Annotated in this window: 26 protein-coding genes and 1 tRNA gene; 24 read left to right on the top strand and 3 right to left on the bottom strand. The window is 70.0% G+C overall.

The annotated features are described in order from the left end of the window. Nucleotides 1–11: 11 nt before the first annotated feature. Nucleotides 12–713 (bottom strand): response regulator transcription factor, encoded by a 702-nt coding sequence (locus KY493_RS10090; RefSeq protein ID WP_255567860.1) that lies wholly within the window; start codon nt 711–713, stop codon nt 12–14. A 390-nt stretch (nt 714–1103) separates the two neighbouring features. Between KY493_RS10090 and KY493_RS10085 the strand changes: the two genes are divergently transcribed. The 13 genes from KY493_RS10085 to KY493_RS10025 all read left to right on the top strand — a co-directional run bounded on the left by KY493_RS10085 (nt 1104) and on the right by KY493_RS10025 (nt 10924). Continuing rightward, entirely contained in the window at nt 1104–2987 is a 1884-nt protein-coding gene (locus tag KY493_RS10085) for a methyl-accepting chemotaxis protein (RefSeq protein ID WP_219898491.1), read from the top strand. Next, nucleotides 2987–3265, top strand: coding sequence for an STAS domain-containing protein (locus KY493_RS10080; RefSeq protein WP_219896218.1), 279 nt, complete (start codon nt 2987–2989; stop codon nt 3263–3265). Before KY493_RS10085 ends, KY493_RS10080 begins: the two co-directional genes overlap by 1 nt. Beyond that, a complete protein-coding gene (locus tag KY493_RS10075; RefSeq protein ID WP_219896217.1) occupies nt 3262–3627 on the top strand; it encodes a response regulator in 366 nt (121 codons plus the stop codon). The genes KY493_RS10080 and KY493_RS10075 overlap by 4 nt, the downstream gene beginning before the upstream one ends. Nucleotides 3628–3659: 32 nt before the next feature. Then, nucleotides 3660–5957 carry a chemotaxis protein CheA gene (locus KY493_RS10070; RefSeq protein WP_219896216.1) on the top strand — a complete coding sequence of 766 codons (2298 nt, stop codon included), beginning with the start codon at nt 3660–3662 and terminating at the stop codon, nt 5955–5957. A gap of 4 nt (nt 5958–5961) precedes the next feature. After that, nucleotides 5962–6417 carry a chemotaxis protein CheW gene (locus tag KY493_RS10065; RefSeq protein WP_219896215.1) on the top strand — a complete coding sequence of 152 codons (456 nt, stop codon included), beginning with the start codon at nt 5962–5964 and terminating at the stop codon, nt 6415–6417. Beyond that, nucleotides 6414–7280 carry a protein-glutamate O-methyltransferase CheR gene (locus tag KY493_RS10060; protein WP_219896214.1) on the top strand — a complete coding sequence of 289 codons (867 nt, stop codon included), beginning with the start codon at nt 6414–6416 and terminating at the stop codon, nt 7278–7280. Before KY493_RS10065 ends, KY493_RS10060 begins: the two co-directional genes overlap by 4 nt. Further along, on the top strand, nt 7277–8323 hold the full coding sequence (locus KY493_RS10055) for a chemotaxis response regulator protein-glutamate methylesterase (protein ID WP_219896213.1): 1047 nt from the start codon (nt 7277–7279) through the stop codon (nt 8321–8323). Before KY493_RS10060 ends, KY493_RS10055 begins: the two co-directional genes overlap by 4 nt. After that, the gene (locus KY493_RS10050) at nt 8324–8713 is read left to right on the top strand and encodes a response regulator (RefSeq protein ID WP_219896212.1); all 390 of its coding nucleotides are present in this window, start codon (nt 8324–8326) and stop codon (nt 8711–8713) included. Then, entirely contained in the window at nt 8710–9246 is a 537-nt protein-coding gene (locus KY493_RS10045; RefSeq protein WP_219896211.1) for a chemotaxis protein CheD, read from the top strand. The genes KY493_RS10050 and KY493_RS10045 overlap by 4 nt, the downstream gene beginning before the upstream one ends. Then, nucleotides 9246–9584 (top strand): hypothetical protein, encoded by a 339-nt coding sequence (locus KY493_RS10040; protein WP_219896210.1) that lies wholly within the window; start codon nt 9246–9248, stop codon nt 9582–9584. Before KY493_RS10045 ends, KY493_RS10040 begins: the two co-directional genes overlap by 1 nt. Before the next feature lie 8 nt (nt 9585–9592). Next, a complete protein-coding gene (locus tag KY493_RS10035; RefSeq protein ID WP_219896209.1) occupies nt 9593–10192 on the top strand; it encodes a response regulator in 600 nt (199 codons plus the stop codon). Next, complete coding sequence (locus KY493_RS10030) at nt 10189–10656, top strand: hypothetical protein (protein WP_219896208.1); 468 nt, start codon at nt 10189–10191, stop codon at nt 10654–10656. The genes KY493_RS10035 and KY493_RS10030 overlap by 4 nt, the downstream gene beginning before the upstream one ends. 191 nt (nt 10657–10847) lie before the next feature. Then, nucleotides 10848–10924, top strand: a tRNA-Arg gene (locus KY493_RS10025). 41 nt (nt 10925–10965) lie between these two features. Here KY493_RS10025 and KY493_RS10020 read toward each other — a convergent pair. Together KY493_RS10020 and KY493_RS10015 are read right to left on the bottom strand one after the other, a co-directional pair. After that, the gene (locus KY493_RS10020; RefSeq protein ID WP_255567859.1) at nt 10966–11838 is read right to left on the bottom strand and encodes an iron-containing redox enzyme family protein; all 873 of its coding nucleotides are present in this window, start codon (nt 11836–11838) and stop codon (nt 10966–10968) included. Nucleotides 11839–12033: 195 nt separating this feature from the next. After that, nucleotides 12034–12414 carry a hypothetical protein gene (locus KY493_RS10015; RefSeq protein ID WP_219898489.1) on the bottom strand — a complete coding sequence of 127 codons (381 nt, stop codon included), beginning with the start codon at nt 12412–12414 and terminating at the stop codon, nt 12034–12036. 253 nt (nt 12415–12667) lie between these two features. Here KY493_RS10015 and KY493_RS10010 point away from each other — a divergent pair, with 253 nt between their 5' ends. The 11 genes from KY493_RS10010 to KY493_RS09960 all read left to right on the top strand — a co-directional run bounded on the left by KY493_RS10010 (nt 12668) and on the right by KY493_RS09960 (nt 24492). Next, nucleotides 12668–12934, top strand: coding sequence for a hypothetical protein (locus KY493_RS10010; protein WP_219896206.1), 267 nt, complete (start codon nt 12668–12670; stop codon nt 12932–12934). 3 nt (nt 12935–12937) lie between these two features. After that, a complete protein-coding gene (locus KY493_RS10005) occupies nt 12938–13618 on the top strand; it encodes a response regulator transcription factor (protein ID WP_219896205.1) in 681 nt (226 codons plus the stop codon). 9 nt (nt 13619–13627) lie between these two features. Then, nucleotides 13628–15040, top strand: coding sequence for a sensor histidine kinase (locus KY493_RS10000; RefSeq protein WP_219896204.1), 1413 nt, complete (start codon nt 13628–13630; stop codon nt 15038–15040). A gap of 248 nt (nt 15041–15288) precedes the next feature. Next, a complete protein-coding gene (locus KY493_RS09995; RefSeq protein WP_219896203.1) occupies nt 15289–16659 on the top strand; it encodes a hypothetical protein in 1371 nt (456 codons plus the stop codon). Between the two features lie 18 nt (nt 16660–16677). After that, nucleotides 16678–17496 (top strand): c-type cytochrome biogenesis protein CcmI, encoded by an 819-nt coding sequence (gene ccmI, locus KY493_RS09990; RefSeq protein WP_219896202.1) that lies wholly within the window; start codon nt 16678–16680, stop codon nt 17494–17496. 73 nt (nt 17497–17569) lie between these two features. Then, nucleotides 17570–18058, top strand: a complete 489-nt coding sequence (gene ccmE / locus KY493_RS09985) for a cytochrome c maturation protein CcmE (protein WP_219896201.1) — start codon at nt 17570–17572, stop codon at nt 18056–18058. After that, nucleotides 18055–20043, top strand: a complete 1989-nt coding sequence (locus tag KY493_RS09980; protein ID WP_219896200.1) for a heme lyase CcmF/NrfE family subunit — start codon at nt 18055–18057, stop codon at nt 20041–20043. The genes ccmE and KY493_RS09980 overlap by 4 nt, the downstream gene beginning before the upstream one ends. Then, on the top strand, nt 20040–20540 hold the full coding sequence (locus tag KY493_RS09975) for a cytochrome c-type biogenesis protein (RefSeq protein ID WP_219896199.1): 501 nt from the start codon (nt 20040–20042) through the stop codon (nt 20538–20540). Before KY493_RS09980 ends, KY493_RS09975 begins: the two co-directional genes overlap by 4 nt. Nucleotides 20541–20650: 110 nt before the next feature. Further along, entirely contained in the window at nt 20651–22177 is a 1527-nt protein-coding gene (locus tag KY493_RS09970) for a Do family serine endopeptidase (RefSeq protein ID WP_219896198.1), read from the top strand. Between the two features lie 86 nt (nt 22178–22263). Then, entirely contained in the window at nt 22264–22935 is a 672-nt protein-coding gene (locus KY493_RS09965; protein ID WP_219896197.1) for a response regulator transcription factor, read from the top strand. 135 nt (nt 22936–23070) lie between these two features. Continuing rightward, nucleotides 23071–24492, top strand: a complete 1422-nt coding sequence (locus tag KY493_RS09960; RefSeq protein WP_219896196.1) for an ATP-binding protein — start codon at nt 23071–23073, stop codon at nt 24490–24492. The last annotated feature ends 57 nt before the right edge of the window (nt 24493–24549 follow it).

Here is a 24549-nt window from a genome sequence, read left to right as displayed (position 1 = left end):
GGCCGGGTTCCTCAAGTGTCTTTGTCGCCGTCCGATCCGGGCAGGCCCAGCAGCACGGCGGTCCGCACCAGGCTGGGCAGGTGCGGGGCCTGCATCTTCTCCATCACGCGCGCGCGAAACACCTCCACCGTCCGTGGACTGATGTCGAGGCGTAGGGCGATCTCCTTGCTGGAACGGCCGTCGATCAGACCGTCGAACACCTGACGCTCGCGCGGGGTCAGCGCGGCCAGGCGCTGCTCGGCCATGCGCCTGCGGTTCCGCCCGGCGTCGCGGGCCGCCAGCGAACCGAGGCAGTCGGCCACCGCCCGAAGTATGCGTTCGGGCGTGAACGGACGCTCGATCACATCCACCGCGCCCGCCTTGATCAGGGCGACGGCGTCGCCGACCGTCGCCCGTCCGGTCACGATGATCACAGGCCAGGCATGGTCGTGCCGGTCGATCACCCGCTGGATCAACTCGGCGCCCCCGAGATCGGGCAGGATCGCCTCCGTCAGCACACAGGCCGCCGCGTCGTCGGGCGTGTTGTGCAGGAAGTCTCCGGCCGTGGCGAACCCTCGCGCCCGCACGCCACGGGCTCGCAACAGCCCGACCAGTTCCAGTCGCGCCGCCGTGTCGCCATCGACGATGAAGACCGAATGTGAGGGCGGGCGCCCCTCCGCATCGGCCGGGACGATGGGGCGTCGATCGCTCGAGGGATCCGCCGGCAGGGACACGTGCGCGTTCTTTCCACCGAACAATGTCGGCTGAACCACTCTGTTCCCGATCCAGGGGGACCGCAAGAGGGGGCCGCGCGACGCGATCCGCCGGTGGAAACCCTTCGCTAGGTATTTCTACGTATCAGCGTCTTCATGAAGAATATGAAGGCTTAACGGCATCTGGATCGGGAGCTTCAGAGGTGGGGATGGGGACCCTGCCGGAGCGTCGCCGGCTCGATGCGCCCGCGCGATGTCCGACAGATCGCCAGCCGCTGAAGCCAGCGTCAACATGTAGCGCCTGCAGAAGGCAGCGTAAGGGGAAGCTTGCACGTGAATATCTTGGCCAACCTGCCCGTGGGGCGGAAGTTGTTTGTCGCCTTTGCGGTGGTGCTGAGCGCCATCGCCGTGATGGGCGCGTCGGTCGCCTTCAACCTGCTGTCGCTGAACAAGGCCGGGGAGGAGCGGGTCGCCGAGCACGCGATCAATCGATCAACCGCCGTTGCGGAGTTCCGGCTGGCCAAACAGGAGAACGCGCTGAGGGGCTTCCTGTTGTCCAACAATCCCTATTATCTGCAGCGGCTCGACGGTCATCGCGCTGAGTTCAAGAAGGCGCTCGAGGAGGTTCGCGCGGGCGCACGCGACGGCCGCGTCGCGGATGTCGACGCCGCCGAGAAGGCCGCGGACGAATGGTATGAGAACGTCCGCACGGTCGCGGTGAACCTGTCCCGCGATCCGGCCCGCCGACCGGAGGCGCAGGGCATGGTGGCTCCCGACGGGGTCGCTGATCAGTATATCACGCCTGTCGAGGAGGCGGTCGACGCCATCAAGAGCAAGACCGAGACCGAACTGGCCAACGTCCGCAAGGCCCAGGACGATGCAACCCATTCCGCCCTTCTGGGCTTGGCCGTCGGCCTTGGCATCGCCTGCCTGATCGCGCTGCTGGCCGGCTTGGCTCTGACCCGCGCCATCGTGCGTCCGGTGCTCGGCATGATCGGCCACATGCGCAAGCTGATGAGCGGCGACACCGCCATCGAAGTGCCCTGCGCCCTGCGCAAGGACGAGTTCGGCCTGATGGGACAGGCCGTGCTGGCCTTCCGCGACGCCGCCATCGAAAAGAAGCGCGTCGAGGCCGAGGCTCTGTCGCAGCGTTCGCTGTCCGAGCAGGAGCGGGCCGCCAACGAGGCCGAAAAGGCCCGGATCGCCGAGGAGGACCGCGTCGCCCTGGGCGCCCTGGCCTCCGGCCTGTCGGCCATGGCCGAGGGCGACCTGACGCACCGCATGACGGTGGAGGTCGCGCCCCGCGCCGAACAGCTGAAGGCCGACTTCAACTCGGCCATCGCCCAGCTGCAGCAGGCGGTCGCCGTGGTGGTGCAGAACGTGGCGGGCATCCGCTCGGGCGCCGGCGAGATCAGCCAGGCCTCCGACGACCTGTCGCGCCGCACCGAGCAGCAGGCCGCCAGCCTCGAGGAAACCGCCGCCGCCCTGGACCAGATCACCGCCACGGTGAACAAGACGGCCTCGGGCGCCAAGCAGGCCTCCAACGTCGTCCAGGCCGCACGCGGCGACGCGGAGACCAGCGGCAATGTGGTGCGCGACGCCGTCGCCGCCATGACCGCGATCGAGAGCTCCTCGGCCCAGATCAGCCAGATCATCGGCGTGATCGACGAGATCGCCTTCCAGACCAACCTGCTGGCGTTGAACGCCGGGGTGGAGGCCGCTCGGGCCGGCGACGCCGGGCGCGGCTTTGCGGTCGTCGCCTCCGAGGTTCGGGCCCTGGCCCAGCGTTCGGCGGAAGCGGCCAAGGAGATCAAGACCCTGATCTCGGCCTCGACTGGCCAGGTCGACCAGGGCGTCAAGCTGGTCGGTCAGACCGGTCAGTCGCTGCAGCGCATCGTGGATCGCGTGGCCGAGATCGACAGCCTGGTGTCCGAGATCGCCGCCTCGGCCAGCGAGCAGGCGACGGGCCTCCAGCAGGTCAACACCGCCGTCAACCAGATGGACCAGGTGACCCAGCAGAACGCCGCCATGGTCGAACAGTCCACCGCCGCCAGCCACTCGCTCGCCCAGGAAGCCGACGCGCTGCAGGCCTCGGTCGCCCGCTTCCGCATCGGCCAGACCCATGCTGCGGCCGCACCAATGCGCGCCTCGGCCGCCCCGGTTCGTCCGGCCGCGTCCAGGCCTGAAGGCCACATGGCGCGGGCGATGAAGACCATCAACCGCGGCGTCACCGCCCTGAAGCCGCAATCCCAGATCGCGTCCCAGGCGGTCGAGGACGGGTGGGAGGAGTTCTGATGACGGCGGTCCTGACCCTCGGTCCCGTGCTGGACCTGCGTGCGGCCGAACCGCTCAAGGCGGAGCTTCTGAGCCGTCGCGGCAAGGCTGTGGCGCTGGACGCCTCCGGCGTCGATCGCCTCGGCGGCCTGAGCCTTCAGGTGTTGTTGTCGGCGCGCAAGACCTGGGCGGCGGACGGACAGCCGTTCACCGTTCAGGCCGCCTCCGACGCCTTCGCGACCCAGTGGGAGGCGTTCGGCGCCTCCCCCCTTTCACCGACCGGGGGAGCCCTCGCGTGACCAAGACCGTTTTGACCATCGACGATTCCCGCACCATGCGCGACATGCTGCTGATGGCGCTTGAAGGGGCTGGCTACACCGTGATCCAGGCCGTTGACGGCGTGGACGGGCTGGAGACGTTGGCGGCCAAGGGCGCCGACGTCGTCATCACCGACATCAACATGCCCCGCATGGACGGCTTCGGCTTCATCGAGGGCATGCGCGCCAACCCGGACCACCGGACCACACCCGTGCTGGTGCTGACCACCGAAAGCGACGCCGAGAAGAAGCAGCGCGCTCGCGCCGCCGGGGCCACCGGCTGGATCGTCAAGCCCTTTGATCCCGTCAAGCTGGTGGACGCCGTCCGCCGCGTGGCCGCCTAAACACCCGAACAGGAAGGCCGGACCCTCCCGCCATGGACGCATTCGAAGCCATCAAGGCGACCTTCTTCCAGGAATGCGACGAACTGCTCGCGGACCTGGAAAGCAAGCTGCTGGTGCTTGAGTCTGGTCAGACCGACAGCGAGACGATCAACGCCGTCTTTCGCGCCGTCCACTCGGTCAAGGGCGGGGCGGGGGCGTTCGGGCTGGAGGACCTGGTCCGTTTCGCCCATGTCTTCGAGACGCTGCTGGACGAGCTGCGGGCGGGCCGCAAGCCTTGCGACGCGGTGACGGTGAAGACCCTGCTGCGCGCCTCCGACGTGCTGGCCGACCATGTGCAGGCTGCACAGGGCCTGAAGCCGCCGGTCGATCCCGCGCGTTCGGCCGCCCTGGTCGTCGAGCTGGAAACCCTGACCCACGGCGGCGCGGCGCCCGTCGTGGTGGAAGAGGAAGAGGACGACTTCGGCTTCACGCCGATGGCGTTCGATCTCGGCGCCTTTGATCCCGCTCCGACCGGCGATCTGCCGTCGCTGGACCTGCCGCCGCTGGATCTGCCTTCGATCGACGAACCGGAGGCCGCCGGCTGGCGCATCGTCTTCAAGCCGCATGGCCGAATGTACGGCAGCGCCAATGAAACGGCGATCCTGCTGCGTGAGCTCGGCCGGCTGGGTCCGGTCGTCGTGTCGCTGGACGAGTCCGATCTGCCGGCCCTGGACGTGCTGGCGCCCGAAGAGGGCTATCTGACCTGGACCATCGAGCTTGGCGCGGCTGTGGACGAGGCCGATGTGCGCGAAGTGTTCGACTTCGTGGAGGCCGACTGCGACCTCAGCATCGTTCCGCTCGGCGGCGGAGCCGAAGCCGGAGCTTCGCCGGCGCTGGACGACAGCAGCAGCGACGCCGCCGTCCTCGCCCAGGCCTCCGCGCCCGACCTCGACATCGCCGCTCTGCTGGCCAGGGTGCAGACGCAGGCCGAACCGGTCCCGCCCATCGCTCCCACGCCCATCACGCCGACGCCGATCGCCCCCATGGCCCCCATGACCCCTGTTGCGCCAGTCGCGCCGGTGGCTCCGGTGCAGGTCGTTCCGCCGACCGCGCCCGCGCCCCAGCCCGCAGCGCCGACCGCGCCCGCGCCCGTCACGATCCGCGTTGACCTGGACCGGGTGGACCGATTGATCAACGTGGTCGGCGAACTGGTCATCCAGCAGGCCATGCTGGCCCAGCGCGTGGCCGAAAGCGGGCTTGCCCGCTCGTCCAACATCGCGCTCGGCATGGAGGATCTCGAGCTCCTGACGCGCGAGATCCAGGACAGCGTCATGGCCATCCGCGCCCAGCCGGTGAAGTCGGTGTTCCAGCGCATGCCGCGCCTGGTCCGCGAAGTCGCCGACATGACGGGCAAGCAGGTGCGTCTGGTCACCGCCGGCGAGGACACCGAGGTCGACAAGACCGTGGTCGAGCGCCTGGCCGAGCCCATCACCCACATGCTGCGCAACGCCATCGACCACGGGCTGGAAAGCCCGGAAGAGCGCGTCGCCGCCGGCAAGCCGGCCGAGGGGACGGTGCGTCTGGCGGCCCTCCACCGCTCGGGGCGGATCGTCATCGAGATCGCCGACGACGGCAAGGGCATCAACCGCGAGCGCGTGCGCAAGATCGCCGTAGACAAGGGCCTGATCCCCGAAGACGCCCAGCTGTCGGACGAAGAGGTCGACAACCTGATCTTCCTGCCCGGCTTCTCGACGGCGGCGGTGGTGTCGGACATCTCGGGTCGCGGCGTCGGCATGGACGTGGTCAAGCGTTCGATCCAGGCGCTGGGCGGGCGCATCTCCATCGCCTCGATCCCCGGCAAGGGCTCGACCTTCACCCTCAGCCTTCCGCTGACGCTGGCGGTGCTGGACGGCATGGTGCTGGGCGCCGCCGAACAGACGCTGATCGCGCCGCTGTCGGCCATTGTCGAAAGCCTGACGCCGCGAGAGCAGGACATCCACTACGTCGGCGGCGTCGATCCGGTGATCCGTTTCCGCGAGCGTTTCGTGCCGCTGGTGGACGTGGCCATGGCCATGGGATTCCGCGACCAGCCGATGGTCCCCTCCGAAGGGATCGCCATGATCGTGGAGACTGAATCCGGCCAGCCCGCCGCGCTGCTGGTCGACGCCATCCAGGGCCAGCGCCAGGTGGTCATCAAGAGCCTGGAAACCAACTACCAGCCGGTGGACGGCGTCGCCGCCGCCACCATCCTGGGCGACGGCCGCGTCGCCCTGATCCTCGACATCGACGCCCTGGTGGCCGCCAAGCGCCGCAAGGGCTCGACCCGCCAAGACCTTAAGCTCGCGAGCTGATCCCATGACCGAAACCGCCGCTTCACAACGCGAACTGATCGCCTTCCGCATCGGCCGCCAGGAGTTCTGCGTCGACATCATGTCGGTTCGCGAAATCCGGGGCTGGACGCCTGCGACGCCGCTGCCCCGCTCGCCCGGCTATATGAAGGGCGTGATCAACCTGCGCGGCACCGTGCTGCCGATCATCGACCTGGGCGCCCGCTTCGGCCTGGAGACGTCCGAGCCGACCGCCCGCCACGTCATCATGGTCGCCCACATCGGCGGGCGCACCGTGGGCCTTCTGGTGGATGCCGTGTCCGACATCATCCAGATGACCGAAGGCGACGTGCAGGCGACGCCGGATGTCGCGTCCGATCAGGTCAAGACCTTCGTCAAGGGCATCTTCGCCCTCGATGGCCGCATGATCAGCCTGATCGAGCTGGACCGCATCCTGCCCGAGCGCGAGGCCGAAGCCGCATGACCACGGCCGCCGGGCGCGCGCCTCTGGTCGAAGGCGAGTTCGTCTTCACCGCCGAGGACTTCCGCCATATCGCCTCCATGCTGCACGCCCACTCCGGCATCGCGCTGAGCGAGGGTAAGGCGGCGCTGGTCTATTCGCGCCTGGCCAAGCGGCTGCGCGTGCTGGGTCTGCGCAGCTTCCGCGAATACTGCGCCCTGGTGGAAGGTGCGGACGGCGTGGACGAGCGCCAGGCGATGACGGCGGCCCTGACCACCAACGTCACCCGCTTCTATCGCGAGCCGCACCATTTCGACGATCTGCGCGACCGGGTCATGCCGGCGCTGGCCGCGCGCGCCAGGGCCGGCGGGAGGGTGCGCCTGTGGTCGGCCGCCTGCTCCAACGGGCAGGAACCCTATTCGATGGCGCTGACCATGCTGTCGGTCCTGCCGGAAGCGGCGGACCTGGACGTGCGCATCCTGGCCACCGACATCGACCCCAACATGGTCGCCCAGGGCCACGCCGGCGTCTATTCCGAAGACCTGCTGGAGCCGGCGCCCGCCACCCTGTGGCGCAAATATTTCGACCGGGCCGACGAACGCGGCGCCTGGAGCGCGGGCGATCAGCTTCGACGCCTGGTGTCGTTCCGCGAGCTGAACCTCATCGGCGACTGGCCGATGCGCGGCAAGTTCGACGTGATCTTCTGCCGCAACGTCGTGATCTATTTCGACGACGCCACGCAGGAGCGGGTGTGGAGCCGTTTCACGCCGCTGATGACGCCGGGCGCCACCCTCTACATCGGCCATTCCGAGCGCGTATCGGGACCAGCCTCGACGCAGCTGCAGACCTGCGGCCTGACCGCCTACAAGACGGCGGGGTCGCTGTGAGCGCGCCGGTTCGCGTCGTCGTCGTCGACGACAGCCTGACCATGCGCGGCCTGATCTCGGCCGCCCTGAAGCGCGATCCCGAGATCGAGGTGGTCGGCACGGCCGCCGATCCGATCGAGGCGCGCGCCGCGATCAAGGCGCTGAACCCCGACGTCATCACCCTGGATGTCGAGATGCCCAACATGAACGGGCTGGAGTTCCTGGAAAAGATCATGCGCCTGCGGCCGATGCCGGTGGTGATGGTCTCGACCCTGACGGCGGCCGGCACGGACGTGACGCTGGCTGCGCTGGAGATCGGAGCGGTGGATGCGGTGGCCAAACCCGCCTCGGCCACGTCCGAGGCGTTCGGCGAACTGGCGGCCAAGGTGAAGGCGGCGGCGCGCTCGCGCGTGCGGCCGCGCGGCGAGCACGCAACCGCCGCTGCGCCTTCCAACTACCAGCCCGATCCGCGCGGCGTCCTGGCCATCGGCGCCTCGACCGGCGGCGTGGAGGCCCTGCTGACGGTGCTGAGCGGCTTTCCCGCCAACTGCCCGGCGACGGTGGTGACGCAGCACATGCCGGCGACCTTCACCAAGAGCTTCGCCGCGCGTCTGGACAAGGCCTGCGCCCCGACCGTGACCGAGGCCGAGGACGGCGCGCCCGTGATGCCCGGCCACATCTACATCGCCCCGGGCGGCGAGGCGCACCTGGAGGTCTCGCCCGGTTCCCAGCCGCGCTGCCGCCTGTCGCGCACTGAAGCGGTCAACGGCCATCGCCCGTCCGTCGACGTCCTGTTTCGCTCCGTCGCCGCCCTGAAGCGGCCGATGACGGGCGTGATCCTGACCGGCATGGGCAAGGACGGCGCGCAAGGGCTGCTGGCGATGCGCCAGGCCGGCGCCCGCACCCTGGGCCAGGACGAGCACACCTCGGTTGTCTACGGCATGCCGCGCGCGGCGCACGAGATCGGCGCCGTCGAGCGCCAACTTCCGCTGCACCGCCTGACCTCCGCCATTCTCGACGCCTGCGCCGCCGCCGCGCAGAGCCCCGTCTCAAGGACCGCGTAGATGCCCGTCGCCTCCGCCATCAGCGTTTTGGTCGTCGACGACCAGCTGACCATGCGCTCGCTGGTCCGCACCAGCCTGCAGCAGATCGGCATGCGCGACATCCGCGAAGCCGCCGACGGCGAGCTGGCGCTGCGCGAGATCATCACCAAGCCCGCGCACCTGGTGATCTCCGACTTCAACATGCCGAACCTGGACGGCCTGGGCCTGTTGCGCGCCATTCGCGCCCATCCGCCGACGTCCAAGACGGCCTTCATCATGCTGACCGGCCGCGCTGATCGCGAGCTGGTGCAGCGCGCGGTGCAGTTCGGCGTCAACAACTACCTGGTCAAGCCGTTCACCGTGCAGCAGCTGAAGGACAAGCTGGAAGCCGTCTTCGGACCCCTGACATGATCGCCGTCGCCGACCCGCTGGAGCGCCGCGTCCACGTCGGCCAGGGCGAGCACTACGTCACCGACGACCCGCATGTGATGCTCAGCACCATTCTCGGCTCATGCGTGGCCATGTGCCTGCGCGATCCGGCTGCGGGGATCGGCGGCATGAACCACTTCCTGCTGCCGGAAGGAGAGGGGGCGGGCACCGACGCCGGGCGCCGATACGGAGCCTACGCCATGGAGCTGTTGATTAACGACGTATTGAAGCGCGGCGGCCGGCGCGATCGGCTGGAGGCCAAGCTGTTCGGCGGCGGCCGCATGTTCGATTCCCTGCGCGATGTCGGACGCGCCAACGCTGATTTCGCCGAGCGTTTCCTGCGCGACGAGGGCATCCCCGTGGTCGGCGGCAGCCTGCGCGGCGAGGGCGGACGGCGCCTGCACTATTGGCCCGTCTCGGGGCGGGCCCTGCAGCGCACGGTGTCCGACGCCGCCGCCCCGCGCTCCGCTCCCCCGCCGCCGCCGGTCGACGCCGGCGCGCTGGAGCTGTTCTGATGCCCGCCGCCGATCCCGCCCTGCTGTGTGCCGTTGCCGACGAGCTTGAGGATCTGCGCGCCGGCGTGGACGCCATTTCCCATCTGCTCAGCGACCTGGTGCGCCGCGTCCCGCCGGCCGAGCGCCTCGAGGTCATGTCGGACGCCCAGCGCCTGGACGAGATCACCCAGCGTCTTCAGGCCCTGTCCGGACTTGCTCGCGCGGTCGCGGCCGGCGAGGCGCCTGAGGCGGCGGTCGCAGCCATCCCGCTGGCCGACATGGCCCAGCGCCTGCGCCCGGCCCTGAGCCGCCAAGCTGATCAAGGCGCCGCAGCCGGCGACCTGCAGCTGTTCGACTGAGACCGGCCATGTCCCGGCCCGCGTCTTCCGACCGCATCAATCTCAGCCACTCCAGCGTCCTGCTGATCGACGACAATCAGCAGGCGCTGGACATGCTCAGCTCGATCTTCCACGGCTTCGGCGTCAAGGAGCAGATCAAGTGCGGCTCGGCTTCCGAGGGCGCGCAGATCCTGCGCCGCCGGCCCGTCGATCTGATCCTGGTCGATTGCGTCATGCCGGACATGGACGGCTATGACTTCATCACCTGGCTGCGGCGCGAGACGCCAGAGCCGATGCGCTATACGCCGGTCATCATGCTGACGGGCCACGCCGCCCAGTCGCGCGTGCACAAGAGCCGCGACTGCGGCGCCAGCTTCGTGGTCGCCAAGCCCCTGACGCCCGCCGTGCTGCTTCAGCGCATCCTGTGGCTGGGGCGTGACGAGCGCGAATTCGTGGATTGCGACACCTACTGCGGCCCCGATCGCCGGGTCCGCAACGCCGGCCCCCCCGCCGGCATGGACGGCCGCCGCGCCGGGGATCTGAGCGGCGAATTGGGCGAGGCGGTGGAGGCCAACATGGATCAGTCGGACATCGACATGCTGATGAAGCCCACGCGGGTGGCCCTGTGAGCCTGTCCCGCCCGCCCAAGATGGTGCGCGTGCGCTCCAGCCTGTCGCGTCAGATGGCCTCCGCCGAGGGCGGCCGCACGGTGGGCGAGGCCGAGCGCATGGCCAACACGGCCCTGTCCGCCCAGCGCGACCAGGCGCTGCGCACCCTGTCCGCCACCGTGCAGCGGCTGGACGCCCTGTGCGCGGCGGGCGCACCGGGGACGGAGCCGCAGGTCTACGCCCTGGGCACCGCGCTTCTGGACATCGCCGGCTTTATCGACACCGGCCCGTTCTATGAGGCCGCCTACAGCCTGTGCGACATCGCCGACCGCATGAGCGAGCGCGGCGCCTGGTCCTGGCCGGCCGTCGGCGTTCACGCCCGCGCCCTGACCCTGATCCTGGCCGAGGGCTGCCGCGTCAGCGAAGCCAGCGCCCAGCTGCTCGCGGGCCTGCACGCCGTCTCCGCCCACATCGCCGAAAGTTAACGCGACGGCCGCCAAGGCGGAACGACAGGGAAACGAATCGGGACCGAATCGGCCACACAGCCCCGTTCCGCCCCTGTTCACCGCCACATGTCGTAGGTTAACTCCGCTGAACCACAAGACGACCGCGCCGACGGCTTTTCCCCCGCCGCCTCTTTCCCGAACGCCCCCGACCCGCTACTCCGTCGCCGCGTGGCCCCGTAGCTCAGCTGCATAGAGCAAGGCTTTCCTAAAGCCGAGGTCGGAGGTTGGAGTCCTCCCGGGGTCGCCACTCGGCTCGTCGCCGCGACGCAGGCCGGTTCTTCCGAGGGTTCAGGCGCTCTGGCGCAGCGGCTCGGCCCACAGGTGGGCGCGGTAGGCTTCGAAACAGCGCGCGCCGGCCATCAGCCGCATCACCGCGCCTTCGGCCAGGCTGGGGATGCATTCGGGACGGTCGGCCGCCAGCGGACGCAGCACCTCCTCGTTCCAGGTGCGCGAATGTTCGACATCCAGCGTGGCGTGCAGGGCGAAATATTTCCGCTCGGCCCCGACGCCGACGCGCTTCAGGCCGCGCGCCACATGATCCGCCCGCCACGGGGCCGTCAGCTCGACCGCGCCCAGCGCGCCCAGAGCGTGATAGGCGTAGCGGCGCGTGGTCGAGAAGGCGACCAGGGTGTTGCCCAGCGCCAGCGACGGCCAAACCGTGCCCTCGATGATCGGATGCAGGTCCAGCTTGTCGGCCAGCTTCTGCAGCATCGGGCCGTGCATGCCGCCCTCGTTGCCGCGCCCCATCTCGTCCCAGTAGTTGCGCGCGAGTTCGAGCTTGGGCCGGGTCGGCATCTTGACCTGGGCATAGGCCACCAGATCCTCGAACCCGGCCTCGCCCGCCACTTCCTGCAGCAGGAACCAGCGCATCTCCTCGTAGCTGGCCTCCTCGGCCAGCCAGGGGAACAGCGGGTCGCTCTCGCCGGGACCCTTGCCCAGCAGGTTCTCGAACCAGGCGACAAAGCCGTCGACGTCGGTGGGCAGGTCCTTCAGCCAAGGTTGCGCGTCCTGGCGCATCCGCTCGACGAAGGCGCCTTCCAGAAGGATCATCTCGGCGTCCTCGCGCGCGGCGTCCTGCCAGCCGGCATGCGGCGTCGCGGGCGCCAGGCGACGGTTGTTCCAGCGCGACATGCGCCGGTGAAAGGCCTCTGGATCGCTCACGGAGTCCGTGGCGGGGGCAGCGGTCAGAGTCTGGGGGATCATCGCGCGGATATTCTCTTCAGATGGGCCCCTGATACGCGCATCTCGTCGCCCGGTTCCGAGCCAGGGTCGATCATCACGCAGCCGACGGCTTCGATGCACGCCAAAGGGCGCGGCCCTTTCGAGCCGCGCCCCTGTTTCAACAGGTGAAAGGGATCAGCCGCGACGATTGTCGCCGTCTCGGCGCTCGCTGCGGACCTGGGCGGCGAGACGGTCGAAGCGACGGTTCAGGTCGTCACGCTCCCAGCGGCTCAGGCCGCCACGGCGATAGTTGGCCTCCAGCCTCACCAGCGAGCCGAACTCGCCGCGCAGCCGGGTGGCCTCGCGCCGGCTCAGCGCGCCGTTGCGCACGCCCTGGTCGATGCGCCGGTCCAGATTCGCCTGGCGAGCGTTGATGCTGTTCCAGCCGCCGGCGTCGGCATAGACAGGCGGGCGGCCGTGACCCTGCTGGGGCTGAGCGGCGGCGGCGGGCAGCGCCACGGAGGCGGCGACAAGAGCCAGGACGGGGGCCAGGGCGGGGATGAGCGTCTTCTTGATCATCAGATCGTTCCTTTGCGATGCGACGCAGTCGGAAGCGGCTGCGATGGCTGTGAACCTGACGCATGTCGGCTGAGCCGCATCTGAACGGTCCGCGTCATCCGGCGTTCATCGTAGCCGCCAGGCGCCGGGGCCGATCATCTCAACCTAAGCGTTTGAATTCTGCCGGTCTCGTTCAGCGGCTGTTCAGAGGGGCTCCGCTATTTCCACGGCCATGTTCCGATTTGTTGTTCCCCTTGTTCTCGCCGCCTCCATGTCGACCGCCGTGGCGGCCTCGCCCGTGGACGATCAGTCGCGGCGACCCCGCGACGACGACCGCCGCGAACGTCAGACCGAGGCGTCGCCCCAGCGCGTCGATCTGGGGGATGTGGTGCGCCGCGTGGCCTTGGGCCGCCAGGGCCGCATGCTGGGCGTGAGCCCGCGCGGCGACGTGGTCGTGGTGCGATGGGAATATCCGGGCGGCCGCGTGGCCGACATCACCGTGGACGGCCGCAGCGGCCGCATCCTTGGAGAACGCTAAGCTATGCGCATCCTGCTCGTAGAAGACGACGCCGACCTGTCGCGCCAGTTGAAGACCGCGCTGACGGACGCAGGCTATGCCGTTGATCACGCCCCGGACGGCGAGGAGGCCTGGTTCCTGGGCGACACCGAGCCCTATGACGTGGTGGTGCTCGACCTCGGCCTGCCCAAGATCGACGGCGTCTCGGTGCTGGAGCGGTGGCGGCGCGAGGGCAAGACCACGCCCGTGCTGATCCTGACCGCCCGCGCGGCCTGGTCGGACAAGGTGTCGGGCTTCGACGCCGGAGCCGACGATTACCTGACCAAGCCTTTCCACACCGAAGAGTTGCTGGCGAGGCTGCGCGCCCTGCTGCGCCGCTCTGCGGGTCATGCGGCGGCGACGCTGTCGTGCGGGGGCTTGCGTCTCGATCCCCGCGCGGCGCGCGCCAGCGTCAACGGCGAGCCGCTGCGCCTGACGTCGCTGGAATACCGGCTGCTGCACTACATGATGATGCATCAGGGACGGGTCATCAGCCGCACCGAGCTGGTGGAGCACCTGTATGATCAGGACTTCGACCGCGACTCGAACACCATCGAGGTGTTCGTCGGCCGGCTGCGCAAGAAGATCGGCTCGGACCGCATCGAGACGGTGCGCGGCCTGGGCTATCGCCTGACGCCGCTGGCGGGCGAGGCCGAGGCGGCGTAAAGGGCGGACATGGCGGGGGCGAACGGCTGGAGCCGATGGATTGGGCGGCCGGGCCGGTCGCTGACGCGGCGCCTGATCTGGCTGGCTTCCGGCTGGATCGTGCTGGCCCTGATCATCACCGGTCTGGTGCTGACCAACCAGTTTCAGGAATCCGCCCTGCGCCGGCTGGGCAATGTGCTCAGCGCCTCCATCGACGAACTGGTGGTGCGCTCGGCCGTGACGCCGCAGGACACGGTGGTCACGCCCCAGATCCTGGATGCGCGAACGCTGCGCGTCTTCTCCGGCAAATACTGGGTGGTGGCCGAGCCGACGGGCGAGAACGGGCTTCGCACCCTGACACGATCGCAGTCGCTGTACGACGCCGACCTGGTGGTGCCGCGCGACCTGCCGCGCCGGCTGGAGGAGGCGTTCGGCCAGACCATCAGCTACAACGCCTTTGGTCCCGCCGACGAGCCGCTGCGCGTCGCCGCCAGCATGAAGCGCCTGCCGGGACGCGAGCAGCCGGTGGTCTTTCTGGCCGCCATCGATCGCTCAAACATCGACGCGGATACGCGCCAGTTCGCCACCATCACCTGGATATCGCTGCTGCTGCTGGGCTTTGGCCTGGTGACGGCGGTCTTTATCCAGGTTCAGGTGGGTCTGCGCCCGCTCTATGAACTCAGGAACGAGATCGCCGCCGTTCGCAAGGGCAAGGCCGCGCGGATCGAGCGCGACTATCCTGTCGAGATCCAGCCGCTGGCCGAACAGGTCAACCGGCTGCTGGACCACAACCAGGAAGTGGTGGAGCGCCAGCGCACTCACGTCGGCAACCTGGCGCATGCGCTGAAGACGCCCCTGTCGGTCATGCTGGCGGAGGCCGGAACGCAGGACGGCGCCCTGCCCGAGATCGTGCGGCGCCAGACCCAGGTGATGCAGGGCCAGGTCGATCACCATCTTCGCCGCGCCCGTGCCGCCGCCCGCGCCGCCCACGGTCTGGGCGAGAGCACGCCGGTGGGCGAAGTGGTCGACGAGTTGGCCGTGATGCTGGAGCGGGTGTTTGCCGACAAGGGTGTGGAGATCGACTGGCGCGCGCCTGACGACCTGGCGTTCCTGGGCGAGCGCCAGGACCTTCAGGAAATCCTCGGCAACCTGATCGAGAACGCCGCCAAATGGTCCCGGCGGCGCGTGCGCGTCTCGGCCGGGCCCAATGGCCTGGGCCAGATGATCGCCGTGATCGAGGACGATGGCCCGGGCCTGCCCGCCGACCGCCGCGACGAGGTGATGAAGCGCGGCGCCCGGCTGGACGAGGACGCGCCGGGATCGGGCCTTGGCCTGTCGATTGTGGATGACCTGACCCGCGCCTACGGCGGCCGACTGACGCTCGCCGACAGCGACCTCGGCGGGCTGAAGACGGTGCTCGAACTGCCCGCGGCTGAGGTCTGATCGGCATCAGTCGCATCGTTCTCCCCCCCCAACGGGGAGGGTGGTCGCGCCAGCGACCGGGTGGGGGCGGCCCGGCAGAATCGCTAGGTCTGAGGCCGAAGAGATTGTCTAAGGGCGCCTAGCCGCCCCCACCCGGCCTCGCCCCTTCGTGGCTCAGCCACCCTCCCCGAACGGGGAGGGAAAGGCGGGAGGCGGTTGTTAACCGCTGTGGTCGCAAGCTCGGCTCCCCTGATTGAAGGAGGGTCTTGTTGCCCGCCCTTTCTCCCGCTCGCCGTTCCGCGCTTCTTTGCGTGGTCGAAGCCTGCCCCGACGCGGTTCTGGGCGGCCTGACGATGGCGGTCGGCGCCCTGCCGGGCGAGGGCGCGGTCGAGCTGGCGGCCATGCTGGACGAGGAAGGCGTGAGCCGGCGTCGCCGCGCCGTCGCCTTTGCGCCGCTGCTGCCGATGTTCAGGCCCCGCGCCGACGAAACGCCGAGCCTCAGTTTTCCACCCTCCGTCCTGACGACCTTGTGGCGGCGGGTGGAGCGCGAGGCGCCCGATCTCGCCGCCTTTCTCGACACGGGCGATGCGGACGCGGCGGCAGCGGCGGATCGATTGTGCGCCCGCGCGGCCGGGATGCTGCGCGACGACCCAGGCGCCGTATGGCCGGACGGCGGCGGCTCCAACCGCGATCCGCGGGTCGCGGAACTGGCCGGCTGCCTCGACCTGGCGCACCTGGCCCGAGCCGGCGTCTCCGCCCTGCCGGCGTGGCTGGACCGGCCGGACCCCGAGCAACTGGCGAGCCTTCGCCTGCTGATCCGCGACGCCGAGGCTGTCGCGGACGCGGGCGGACGGCGCATGGTGGACATCCTGTTCGCCCACGCGCCCGAGGCCGGACGCATGCTGCGCGTCGTGACCCGCACGTCCAAGCTTGCCGACCATCAGGGCGTGCTCAGCCAGTCCGACATGGGCGTGTTCGTCGAGCGGCTGCTGCAGGCCGTCCAGGCGCGGGTCGAGCGGATCGGCGAGGCGAGCCGCCGCCTCGGCCCCGACAACGCCGCGCGCGTCACCGCCGACATCCTGTGGTGCGCCGATGTGCTGGCCGAACTGGACCTGGCGCTGCAACTGAAACCTGACACCGCCTGGGGCCAGTCGGCGCGGCTTGCGCGGGTGGGCGTCTCCGGTGCGGCGTCCGGCCTGCTGCAGTCGGCGGCCTCGGCCGTTCACGCCGCCTTGCCTCAGCACAAGCGCACCATTGTTGGCCGCATGAAGCGCCTGGCCCCCTGGCTGGACGCGCCGCCGGACGGCGAGGCGATGGCGCTGGCCGCCGACCTGCTGCCCTGCATCGAAGCCCTGCGCCCCGCCGCCGGCGTCCTGGGCTATGAGGCCGAGCGCGCGCGGGTCGGTCACGACCTGGCCGACTATCTGTCGACATGGGCCAACGAGGCGCTGGACGAGATCAACGACGGCGAGGCGGCCAATGCGGATGCGGCGCTGCGTCTGGTCGGATGCGCGGCGCGTTTCCTGACCGAGCTGAAGGCGCTGGACGCCGCCCGCGCCGTGCGCCGTCGCGCCGCCGCCGCCGAAGCGGCCCTGGCCATCGGCGACCTCTCGCCAGGCGTCTCGCTCCCGGCCGGCTGATGCTTTAAGCCTGCCGGCATGATCGTCTTCTGGAGCCTCGCCGCGCTTGCCTCGGCCCTGGCCGCCTGGCTGGTGCTGGGCGCCGCGCGCGCGCACATCGCCGTCGCCGGCGACGACGTGGCTGAGGGCCAGCGCGAACTGGACGAACTGGACCGGCTGAAGGCGCGCGGCCTGCTGGCGCCGGACGCCCACGCCGCCGCGCGCGCCGAGGCGGGGCGTCGGCTGCTAGCGGAGGCTGGATCCGGTGCGGCGACGCCCGTCGTGGGGCGTCGCGACCGGCCCGTCGTTCTGGGCGCGGTGCTGGCCTGCGTCGCCGCCACGTTGGCGCTGTATCTGGCCACCGGCTCGCCCGGCCTGCCGGACCATGGTTTCGAACGCCGCGTCGACGAATGGGCGACCCGGCCCGAGACGCTGGAGCCGGCGCAGCTGGCGGCCGTCGCTGCGCGCGTGGCCGACAGTCGCCCGAACGATCCCCAAGCTCTGGCCATGCTGGGCGTCGCGCGGTTCGAGGCCGGCGATCCGCTGGGCGCCGCCTCGGCCTTTCGCCGCCTGCTGGCGATCCGGCCGGACGACGCCTCGACCTGGGCGCGGCTGGGCGAAAGCCTGGTGCGCGCCAATGACAACGCCATCGGCGCGGATGCCGAGGCCGCCTTCGTCGAGGCCCTGAAGCGCGACGGCGACCAGCTGGGCGCCCGGTTCTTCCTGGGCGAGGCCGCGCTGCGCCGCGGCGACGCAGCCCGCGCGCGCCAGATGTGGACGCCGCTTATCGCCGCGCTGGATCCCGCCGATCCGCGTCGCCAGGACCTGGAACGTCGTCTGCCGGCCGATGGATCGTGACGCATTGGTCCCGCGCCCGCGTCCCGCTATACGACCTCGGTTTCCCCGATCCGCAGTTCGAGCATCGCCTGACGTGAGCTGGCTTCCGAAATCGCCAAAGGCGCGCCGCAGGCTGTGGGTCGTGGCCGCCGCCGCGCCCATCCTGGCGCTGGCGGTCGGCCTGTCGCTATGGGCCATGCAGGACAGCGTGACCTTTTTCTTCTCGCCGTCCGAAGTGACCGAGGCCAAGGCGCCCGCCGGCCGCAACATTCGTCTGGGGGGCCTGGTCGAGGCCGGCAGCGTCCATCACGCGAACGACGGCTCTGTCGCCTTCGTGGTCACCGACAATGCGGCGACGACCCGCGTCGTCTTCCACGGCGACCTGCCCGACCTGTTCCGAGAAGGGCAGGGGATCGTGGCGCAAGGCGCCTTCTCGCCCGACCGCACCTTTCACGCCGACCAGGTGCTGGCCAAGCACGACGAGACCTATATGCCGCGCGAGGTGGCCGACCGCCTGAAAGCCACCGGCGAGTGGCGCCCGGAAGCCGGATCGCCTCCGACGCCCGGAGCGTCCATACTGTGATCGTCGAACTCGGGGCCTTCGCCCTGGCGCTGTCGCTGATGCTGTCGGTGTTGCAGGCGGGGCTGGCGGCGGCCGGACGCGCGCGCCGCAGCCCGGTGCTGTCCGGGGCGGGCGAGGGGGCGTCGCTGGCGGCCTTTCTCGCGGTCGCCGTCGCCTTCGCGGCCCTGATCTACGCCTTCGCCGTTTCCGACTTCTCGGTGTCCAATGTCGCGGCCAACAGCCACACCGACAAGCCGATGCTGTACAAGGTCGCCGCGGCCTGGGGCAGCCACGAGGGCTCGCTGCTGCTGTGGTGCCTGGTGCTGACGGGCTTTGGCGCGGTGCTGGCGCGGGGGCGCGGACTGCCGTTCGGACTGAAAGCGTCCGCCGTCGCGGTGCAGGGCGGTCTGGGCGCGCTGTTTCTGGCCTTCGCCGTCTTCACCTCGACCCCCTTCGAGCGGCTGAACCCCGCGCCGGTTCAGGGCGCGTCGCTGAACCCGCTGCTGCAGGACCCGGCGCTCGCCTTCCACCCGCCGCTGCTCTACGCCGGCTACGTCGGGTTCTCCGTCTGCTTCTCGCTGGCGGTCGCGGCCCTGATCGAGGGGCGCGCCCAGACGCCGTTCTGGCCCGCCTGGGGGCGCTGGGTCCGGCCATGGGCGCTGGCCAGCTGGGCGTTCCTGACCGTAGGCATCACGCTGGGCGCCTTCTGGGCGTACTATGAGCTGGGCTGGGGCGGCTGGTGGTTCTGGGACCCGGTGGAGAACGCCTCCTTCATGCCGTGGCTGGCGGGCGCGGCCCTGCTGCACAGCGCGGTGGTGACCGAGCGTCGCGGAGCCTTGGCCGGCTGGACGGTGTTTCTGGCGCTGCTGGCCTTCACCTTCTCAATGCTGGGCGCGTTTCTGGTGCGCTCGGGTGTCCTGACCAGCGTCCACGCCTTCGCCGTCGATCCGCAAAGGGGGCTGATGCTGCTGGGCATCCTGGGTCTCACGGCCGGCGCGGCTTTCGCCCTGTTCGCCTGGCGCGCGCCCCGGCTGAAGGGCGGCGGCCTGTTCGCGCCGATCAGCCGCGAAGGCGGGCTGGTGCTGAACAATCTGCTGCTCACCACCGCCGCAGCGACGGTGCTCTTGGGCACGCTCTATCCGCTGATCCTGGAGGCGGCCTCCGGCGCGACCATCTCGGTCGGACCGCCCTATTTCAACGCCACCTTCACGCCGCTGATGGCCCTGGCCTTTCTGATCCTGCCGTTCGGGCCGCTGCTGGCGTGGAAGCGCGGCGATCTGCGCGGCGCCGCGCAGCGACTGTGGGTCGCGGCCGGCCTGTCGCTGCTGCTGGGGCTGGCGGGTTGGGCGGTGTTCGAGCCTCGCAAGGCGCTGGCCGGCGCCGGGATCGCGCTGGGCGCCTGGCTGATCCTGGGCGCCCTGGCCGAAGTCGCCGAGCGCATCCGCCTGTTCCGCGCGCCCATGTCCGAGACCCTGCGCCGGTCGCGCGGGCTTCCGCTCGGCGCCTGGGGCATGACCCTGGCGCACGCGGGGCTCGGCGTCTTTGTGCTGGGCGCCGTGGTCGAGACCGGCTTCAAGGCCGAGGCGGCCCGGCCGTTGCCGCTGGGTGAAGCCGTCGTCGCCGGCCGCTGGCTGGCCAGCCTCGACGAGGTGCGGGTGATCGAAGGTCCCAACTACCTGGCCGAACAGGGTCGTTTCACCATCCGTCCGTCCTACGACGATGGACGCGCGCGCGCCGTCACCGCCGAGCGCCGCTTCTTTCCCGCCGGCGGCCAGACCACCACCGAGGTGGGCCTCGACTTCCGAGGGCTCAGCGACGTCTATGTGGTGCTGGGCGAGCGCACCGAGGCGAATGGCCGCCCCGCCTGGAACGTGCGCCTGTACTGGAACCCGTGGGCGCGGCTGATCTTCCTGGGGCCCGCGATCATGGCGCTGGGCGGGGTGTTGTCGCTGCTGGACCGCCGCCTGAGGGTCGCGACGCCCGCTCGTCGCAGGCGATCCGCATGAAGCGTCGCATCCTGCTGGCGCCGCTGCTTGCGATCGGCCTGATGGCGGCGGAGCCGGCGTCGGCGCCTGACCGGCCCTTGCCCGACGCCGCTCAGGAACAGCGCGCCCGCGCCCTGTTCACCGAGATCCGCTGCGTCGTCTGCCAGCACGAGGCCATCGCCGACAGCCCTGCCGGCGTCGCCGCCGACATGCGCCGGCTGGTGCGCGACGAGATCGCCGCCGGGGCCAGCGACGAACAGGTGCGGCAGGGCCTGGTGCGCCGCTTCGGCGACTATGTGCTGTTCCGGCCCCCGTTGCGGATCGGCACGCTGCTGCTGTGGTTCGGCCCCTTCCTCTTGGCGGCGGGCGCGGCCCTGGCGCTGGTGCGGCGCGGTCGTCGCAAGAGGGCCGATCCCTTGCCGCTGTCACCTGAGGAAGAGCGCCGCCTGCACGATCTTTTCCTTCAGGAAAGCGTCCGCCGCGATCCGGACGCAACCTCGCCTCACGACGGGCGCTAGAACGGATCAACCATCCGCTCGGGCCGCTTGGCGAACGCCGTCATCGCCCTATATCTAAACGCGAAACCGGCGCCGGAGCGGCGTCGGATACAAGGATCGCAAGGACGACGATGCTGAAGCGCAAGGAGTTCATTCTGGGGGCCGCCGCCGGCCTGACCATCGCCGCGGGCGCGACCGCCGGCGGGGTTATCACCTGGCCGGGCGCGCACGCCGAGCCGCAGGCGGTGAACCGCATCACCCCGAACCCGGGCGCCGCCGGCGCCTTTTCCCCGCCGCCGGGCGCGCCCAACAGCTTCGCCAACATCTTCGACCAGGTCGCCCCGGCCGTGGTGCAGATCGACGTGACCACCCGCGTCGAGCGCCCGCGCGCCCTGACCATCCCCGGCCTGCCGTTCCAGTTCGTGCCCCCGCAGGGCCAAGGCGGCGACGAAGAGCCCCAGACGGCCCAGGGCACGGGCTCCGGCTTCTTCATCAGCCAGGACGGCTTTATCGTCACCAACAACCACGTCGTCGCCGACGCCACCGAGATCAAGGTCAAGCTGTCGGACGGCCGCGAACTGCCGGCCCGCCTGGTCGGCCGCGACGAAGGCACCGACCTGGCCGTGCTCAAGGTCGAAGGCAATGACTTCAAATATGTGTCGTTCGAGGAAACGGCCGAGCCGCGCGTCGGCGACTGGGTCATCGCCGTCGGCAACCCGTTCGGCCTCGGCGGCACGGCGACCGCCGGCATCGTCTCGGCCAAGGCCCGCGACATCGATCCCAGCGGCTACAATGACTACATCCAGATCGACGCCGCGATCAACCGGGGCAACTCGGGCGGCCCGACCTTTGACATCTACGGCCGCGTGATCGGCGTCAACTCGGCGATCTATTCGCCCACCGGCGGCTCGGTCGGCATCGGCTTCGCCATTCCAGCGGAGACGGCCAAGAGCATCACGGCTCAGCTGATGCGTGGCGAGACCATCCAGCGCGGCTATGTCGGACTGACGCTGCAGACGTTCAGCGCGGAAGAGTGGGAAGCCTACGGCCAGCCCGCAGACTTCGATGGGGCCTATGTCGCGGATGTGACGCCGGACGGCCCGGCGGCGCGTGCGGGCGCACAGATCGGCGACATTCTGGTCTCTGTGAATGGCCAGGCCGTGGCCAACAGTTCAGAGGCGACTCGCCGCGTGGGTTCAGCTCGTCCCGGCGACAACATCCGCTTGGAAGTCATCCGGGACGGCCGGCGTCAGGCTCTGAACGTGCGCTCGGGCACTCGCCCGCCTCAATCTGAACTGAACGCGTCGCTGGAAGGCGGCGAAGGAACGCCGGGTGTGCAGGCTCCAGGCGGCGGAGAGGTCGTCGAGGGCCTGTCGGTCACCCCGCTGAGCGCCTCGAACCGCCAGCGCTTCAACGTGCCGGAGTCGGTCAATGGCCTGCTGGTGACCAATGTCGCCGACACCGCCCGGTTCGCCAACGTGCGGCTTCAGCCTGGCATGGTGATCACGCGCGCCAATGATCGCACCGTTGCGACGGCGGCTGATCTGCGCGCCGTCATCGACGGGGCGCGCCGTTCGGGCCGTGAAAGCGTGCTGCTGTTCGTTCGCGCGGGTCAGACCCCTGGCACGGTGGTGCTGCGCCTGGGCGGGACCGACTGATCCGGAAGCTGAACAAGCCTTAACTCACAGGATCGCCGCCGATGCGCTACCATCGGCGGCGGTTTTGATTCCGGGGAGGGGCGTCTATGCGGATTCTGGTGGTCGAGGACGACGCCGAGGCGGCGACGGCCATGGTGCGCGGCCTGTCCGAGGCCGGACACGACGTCACCCATGCGGTGGACGGCGCATTCGGCCTGCTTGAGGCGCAAAAGGGCGGCTACGACGTCTATGTGGTCGACCGGATGATGCCGCGCCTGGACGGGGTCGGCATGGTAGAGATGGTGCGAAAGGGCGGCGACCAGACGCCCGTCCTGTTCCTGTCGGCGCTGGGCGAGGTCGAGGACCGGGTCACGGGCCTGAAGGCCGGCGCCGACGACTATCTGGTCAAGCCCTACGCCTTCGCCGAACTGATCGCCCGGGTCGAGGCGCTGGCCCGCCGGCGTGAAACGGGCGGCGTGCAGACGGTGCTCAAGGTCGGGGACCTGGAGATGAACCTGATCGGCCGCACGGTGCACCGGGGCGCCACCGAGATCGACCTTCAGCCGCGCGAGTTCCAGCTGCTGGAGTTCCTGATGCGCCACGCGGGCCAGTCGGTCACGCGCACCATGCTGCTGGAAAAGGTGTGGGAATACCACTTCGACCCCCAGACCAACGTCATCGACGTCCACATCAGCCGCCTGCGCTCCAAGATCGACAAGGGCTTTGCGAAAGCCATGCTGCAAACCGTGCGCGGCGCGGGATACAGGCTGGAGGCGTGAAGTCAGAGGCGAGTGGCGGGTGGCGAGTAACGAGACGGTGAAATTTAGAGGCGAGCGTGTGGTGAGCAGGAGCCTGTGCTGCGGCGCGCGTCTGCTTGCTCGTCACTCGCCACCTGCCACTCGCCACTAGCGACCATGCGCCTGCCTTCGCTCCTTCGCCGCACCCCCTTCCGGCTGACGCTGCTGTTCCTGGCCCTGTTCGTGGCGGCGGCCAGCGCCATCCTGGCCTATGTCTATTTCGCCTCGGCGTCGCAGGCCCAGGCGAGGGCGACGGCGGACGTCGAGAACGAACTGGGCGTGCTGACCGCCATTCACCGCACGCGCGGGCTGGATGCGCTGAACGGCGCGCTGGTGGAGCGCACCGTGCGGGGGGGCTCCTACCTTTATCTGCTGACCGATCCGGCGGGAAAGACGGTCACCGGCAATGTCTCGACCCTGCCGTTCGAGGCGGGCGAGAACCTGACGCCTGGCCTCGGCCAGTGGGACACCTTCCGCATCACCGACACCGACCCCGAAGGCCGGGTCCAGCGACGCCAGGCCATCGGCGTGATCATGCCGCTGGCCGGCGGCAGCCACCTGTTCGTCGGCGAGGACATCGGCGACATCGAGGACTATCTGTCCCGCCTGACCCAGGCGTTGTGGGCGGCCATGGCCATGGTGATCCTGCTGGGGCTGGGCGGCGGCATTTTCATCAGCCGCCGGGTCGAGGCGGCCATGGCCGGGCTGAACCGCGTGGTTTCGGCGGTGCAGGAGGGCGACCTCAAGGCGCGCGTCGCCACCCGCCATTCCAGCGACGAGCTGGACGAGCTGGCGCAGGGACTGAACGGCATGCTGGACCGGCTGGAGGCGTCCATGGCCTCGATCCGCCACGCCGGCGACGCCATCGCCCACGACCTGCGCTCGCCGTTGACCCGCATGCGGGCCAAGCTGGAGGTCGCCCTGATCGACGCCGAGGCCGGCAAGATCGACGGCGTCGATGCGCTGACCATCGCGCTGGACGAGGCGGACCAGCTGCTGAAAACCTTCAACACCGTCTTGGCCATCGCGCGGCTCCAGGCCGGCGGCGCGCCCGATCCTCGCGTTTTCGACGCCGCCGACCTCGCCGCCGACATGGCCGAACTCTACGAACCGGCGGCCGAGGACAAGTCGCTGGACTTCGCCTCCGAAATCGAGCGCGGCCTGCTGGTCGAGGGCAACCAGCCGTTCCTGGCCCAGGCCTTGGCCAACCTGATCGACAACGCCATCAAATACACGCCGGCCGGCGGCGCGGTGAAGCTGAGGGCGCGCCGGCGCTCCTCGGGCGAGGTCGAATACTCCGTCACCGACACCGGCCCCGGCGTGCCGGACGCCGACCGCGAGCGGGTGGTGCAGCGTTTCGTCCGCCTGGACAACAGTCGCACCGAGCCGGGCTCGGGTCTGGGCCTGTCGCTGGTCACGGCGGTGGCCGAGGCGCACGGCGGCCGGGTGCAACTGGACGAGGGGCCCGGCGTCTTCGAAGGCTACGGACCGGGCCTTCGGGTCGCCCTGGTGCTGCCGGCGGCGGCGGGGCAGGGCTAAACCCCTCCGTCACGAGGCTTCGCCTCGCGCCACCTCCCCATCGCGGATGGGGAGGAG

The organism is Brevundimonas sp. PAMC22021 (assembly GCF_019443405.1).
Lineage (GTDB): Bacteria > Pseudomonadota > Alphaproteobacteria > Caulobacterales > Caulobacteraceae > Brevundimonas.
This window is presented reverse-complemented; position numbering and strand designations above follow the sequence as displayed.

Excerpts from the sequence above, each read along its gene's own strand:
- KY493_RS10035 (WP_219896209.1), top strand. The coding sequence starts at position 9,593 with ATGTCCCGGCCCGCGTCTTCCGACCGCATCAATCTCAGCCACTCCAGC.
- KY493_RS10010 (WP_219896206.1), top strand. The coding sequence starts at position 12,668 with ATGTCGACCGCCGTGGCGGCCTCGCCCGTGGACGATCAGTCGCGGCGA.
- KY493_RS09970 (WP_219896198.1), top strand. The coding sequence starts at position 20,651 with ATGCTGAAGCGCAAGGAGTTCATTCTGGGGGCCGCCGCCGGCCTGACC.
- KY493_RS10040 (WP_219896210.1), top strand. The coding sequence starts at position 9,246 with ATGCCCGCCGCCGATCCCGCCCTGCTGTGTGCCGTTGCCGACGAGCTT.
- KY493_RS10000 (WP_219896204.1), top strand. The coding sequence starts at position 13,628 with ATGGCGGGGGCGAACGGCTGGAGCCGATGGATTGGGCGGCCGGGCCGG.
- KY493_RS09965 (WP_219896197.1), top strand. The coding sequence starts at position 22,264 with ATGCGGATTCTGGTGGTCGAGGACGACGCCGAGGCGGCGACGGCCATG.
- KY493_RS09975 (WP_219896199.1), top strand. The coding sequence starts at position 20,040 with ATGAAGCGTCGCATCCTGCTGGCGCCGCTGCTTGCGATCGGCCTGATG.
- KY493_RS09960 (WP_219896196.1), top strand. The coding sequence starts at position 23,071 with ATGCGCCTGCCTTCGCTCCTTCGCCGCACCCCCTTCCGGCTGACGCTG.
- KY493_RS10085 (WP_219898491.1), top strand. The coding sequence starts at position 1,104 with ATGGGCGCGTCGGTCGCCTTCAACCTGCTGTCGCTGAACAAGGCCGGG.
- KY493_RS10060 (WP_219896214.1), top strand. The coding sequence starts at position 6,414 with ATGACCACGGCCGCCGGGCGCGCGCCTCTGGTCGAAGGCGAGTTCGTC.
- ccmI (WP_219896202.1), top strand. The coding sequence starts at position 16,678 with ATGATCGTCTTCTGGAGCCTCGCCGCGCTTGCCTCGGCCCTGGCCGCC.
- KY493_RS10065 (WP_219896215.1), top strand. The coding sequence starts at position 5,962 with ATGACCGAAACCGCCGCTTCACAACGCGAACTGATCGCCTTCCGCATC.
- KY493_RS10045 (WP_219896211.1), top strand. The coding sequence starts at position 8,710 with ATGATCGCCGTCGCCGACCCGCTGGAGCGCCGCGTCCACGTCGGCCAG.
- KY493_RS10080 (WP_219896218.1), top strand. The coding sequence starts at position 2,987 with ATGACGGCGGTCCTGACCCTCGGTCCCGTGCTGGACCTGCGTGCGGCC.
- KY493_RS10050 (WP_219896212.1), top strand. The coding sequence starts at position 8,324 with ATGCCCGTCGCCTCCGCCATCAGCGTTTTGGTCGTCGACGACCAGCTG.
- KY493_RS10005 (WP_219896205.1), top strand. The coding sequence starts at position 12,938 with ATGCGCATCCTGCTCGTAGAAGACGACGCCGACCTGTCGCGCCAGTTG.
- KY493_RS10070 (WP_219896216.1), top strand. The coding sequence starts at position 3,660 with ATGGACGCATTCGAAGCCATCAAGGCGACCTTCTTCCAGGAATGCGAC.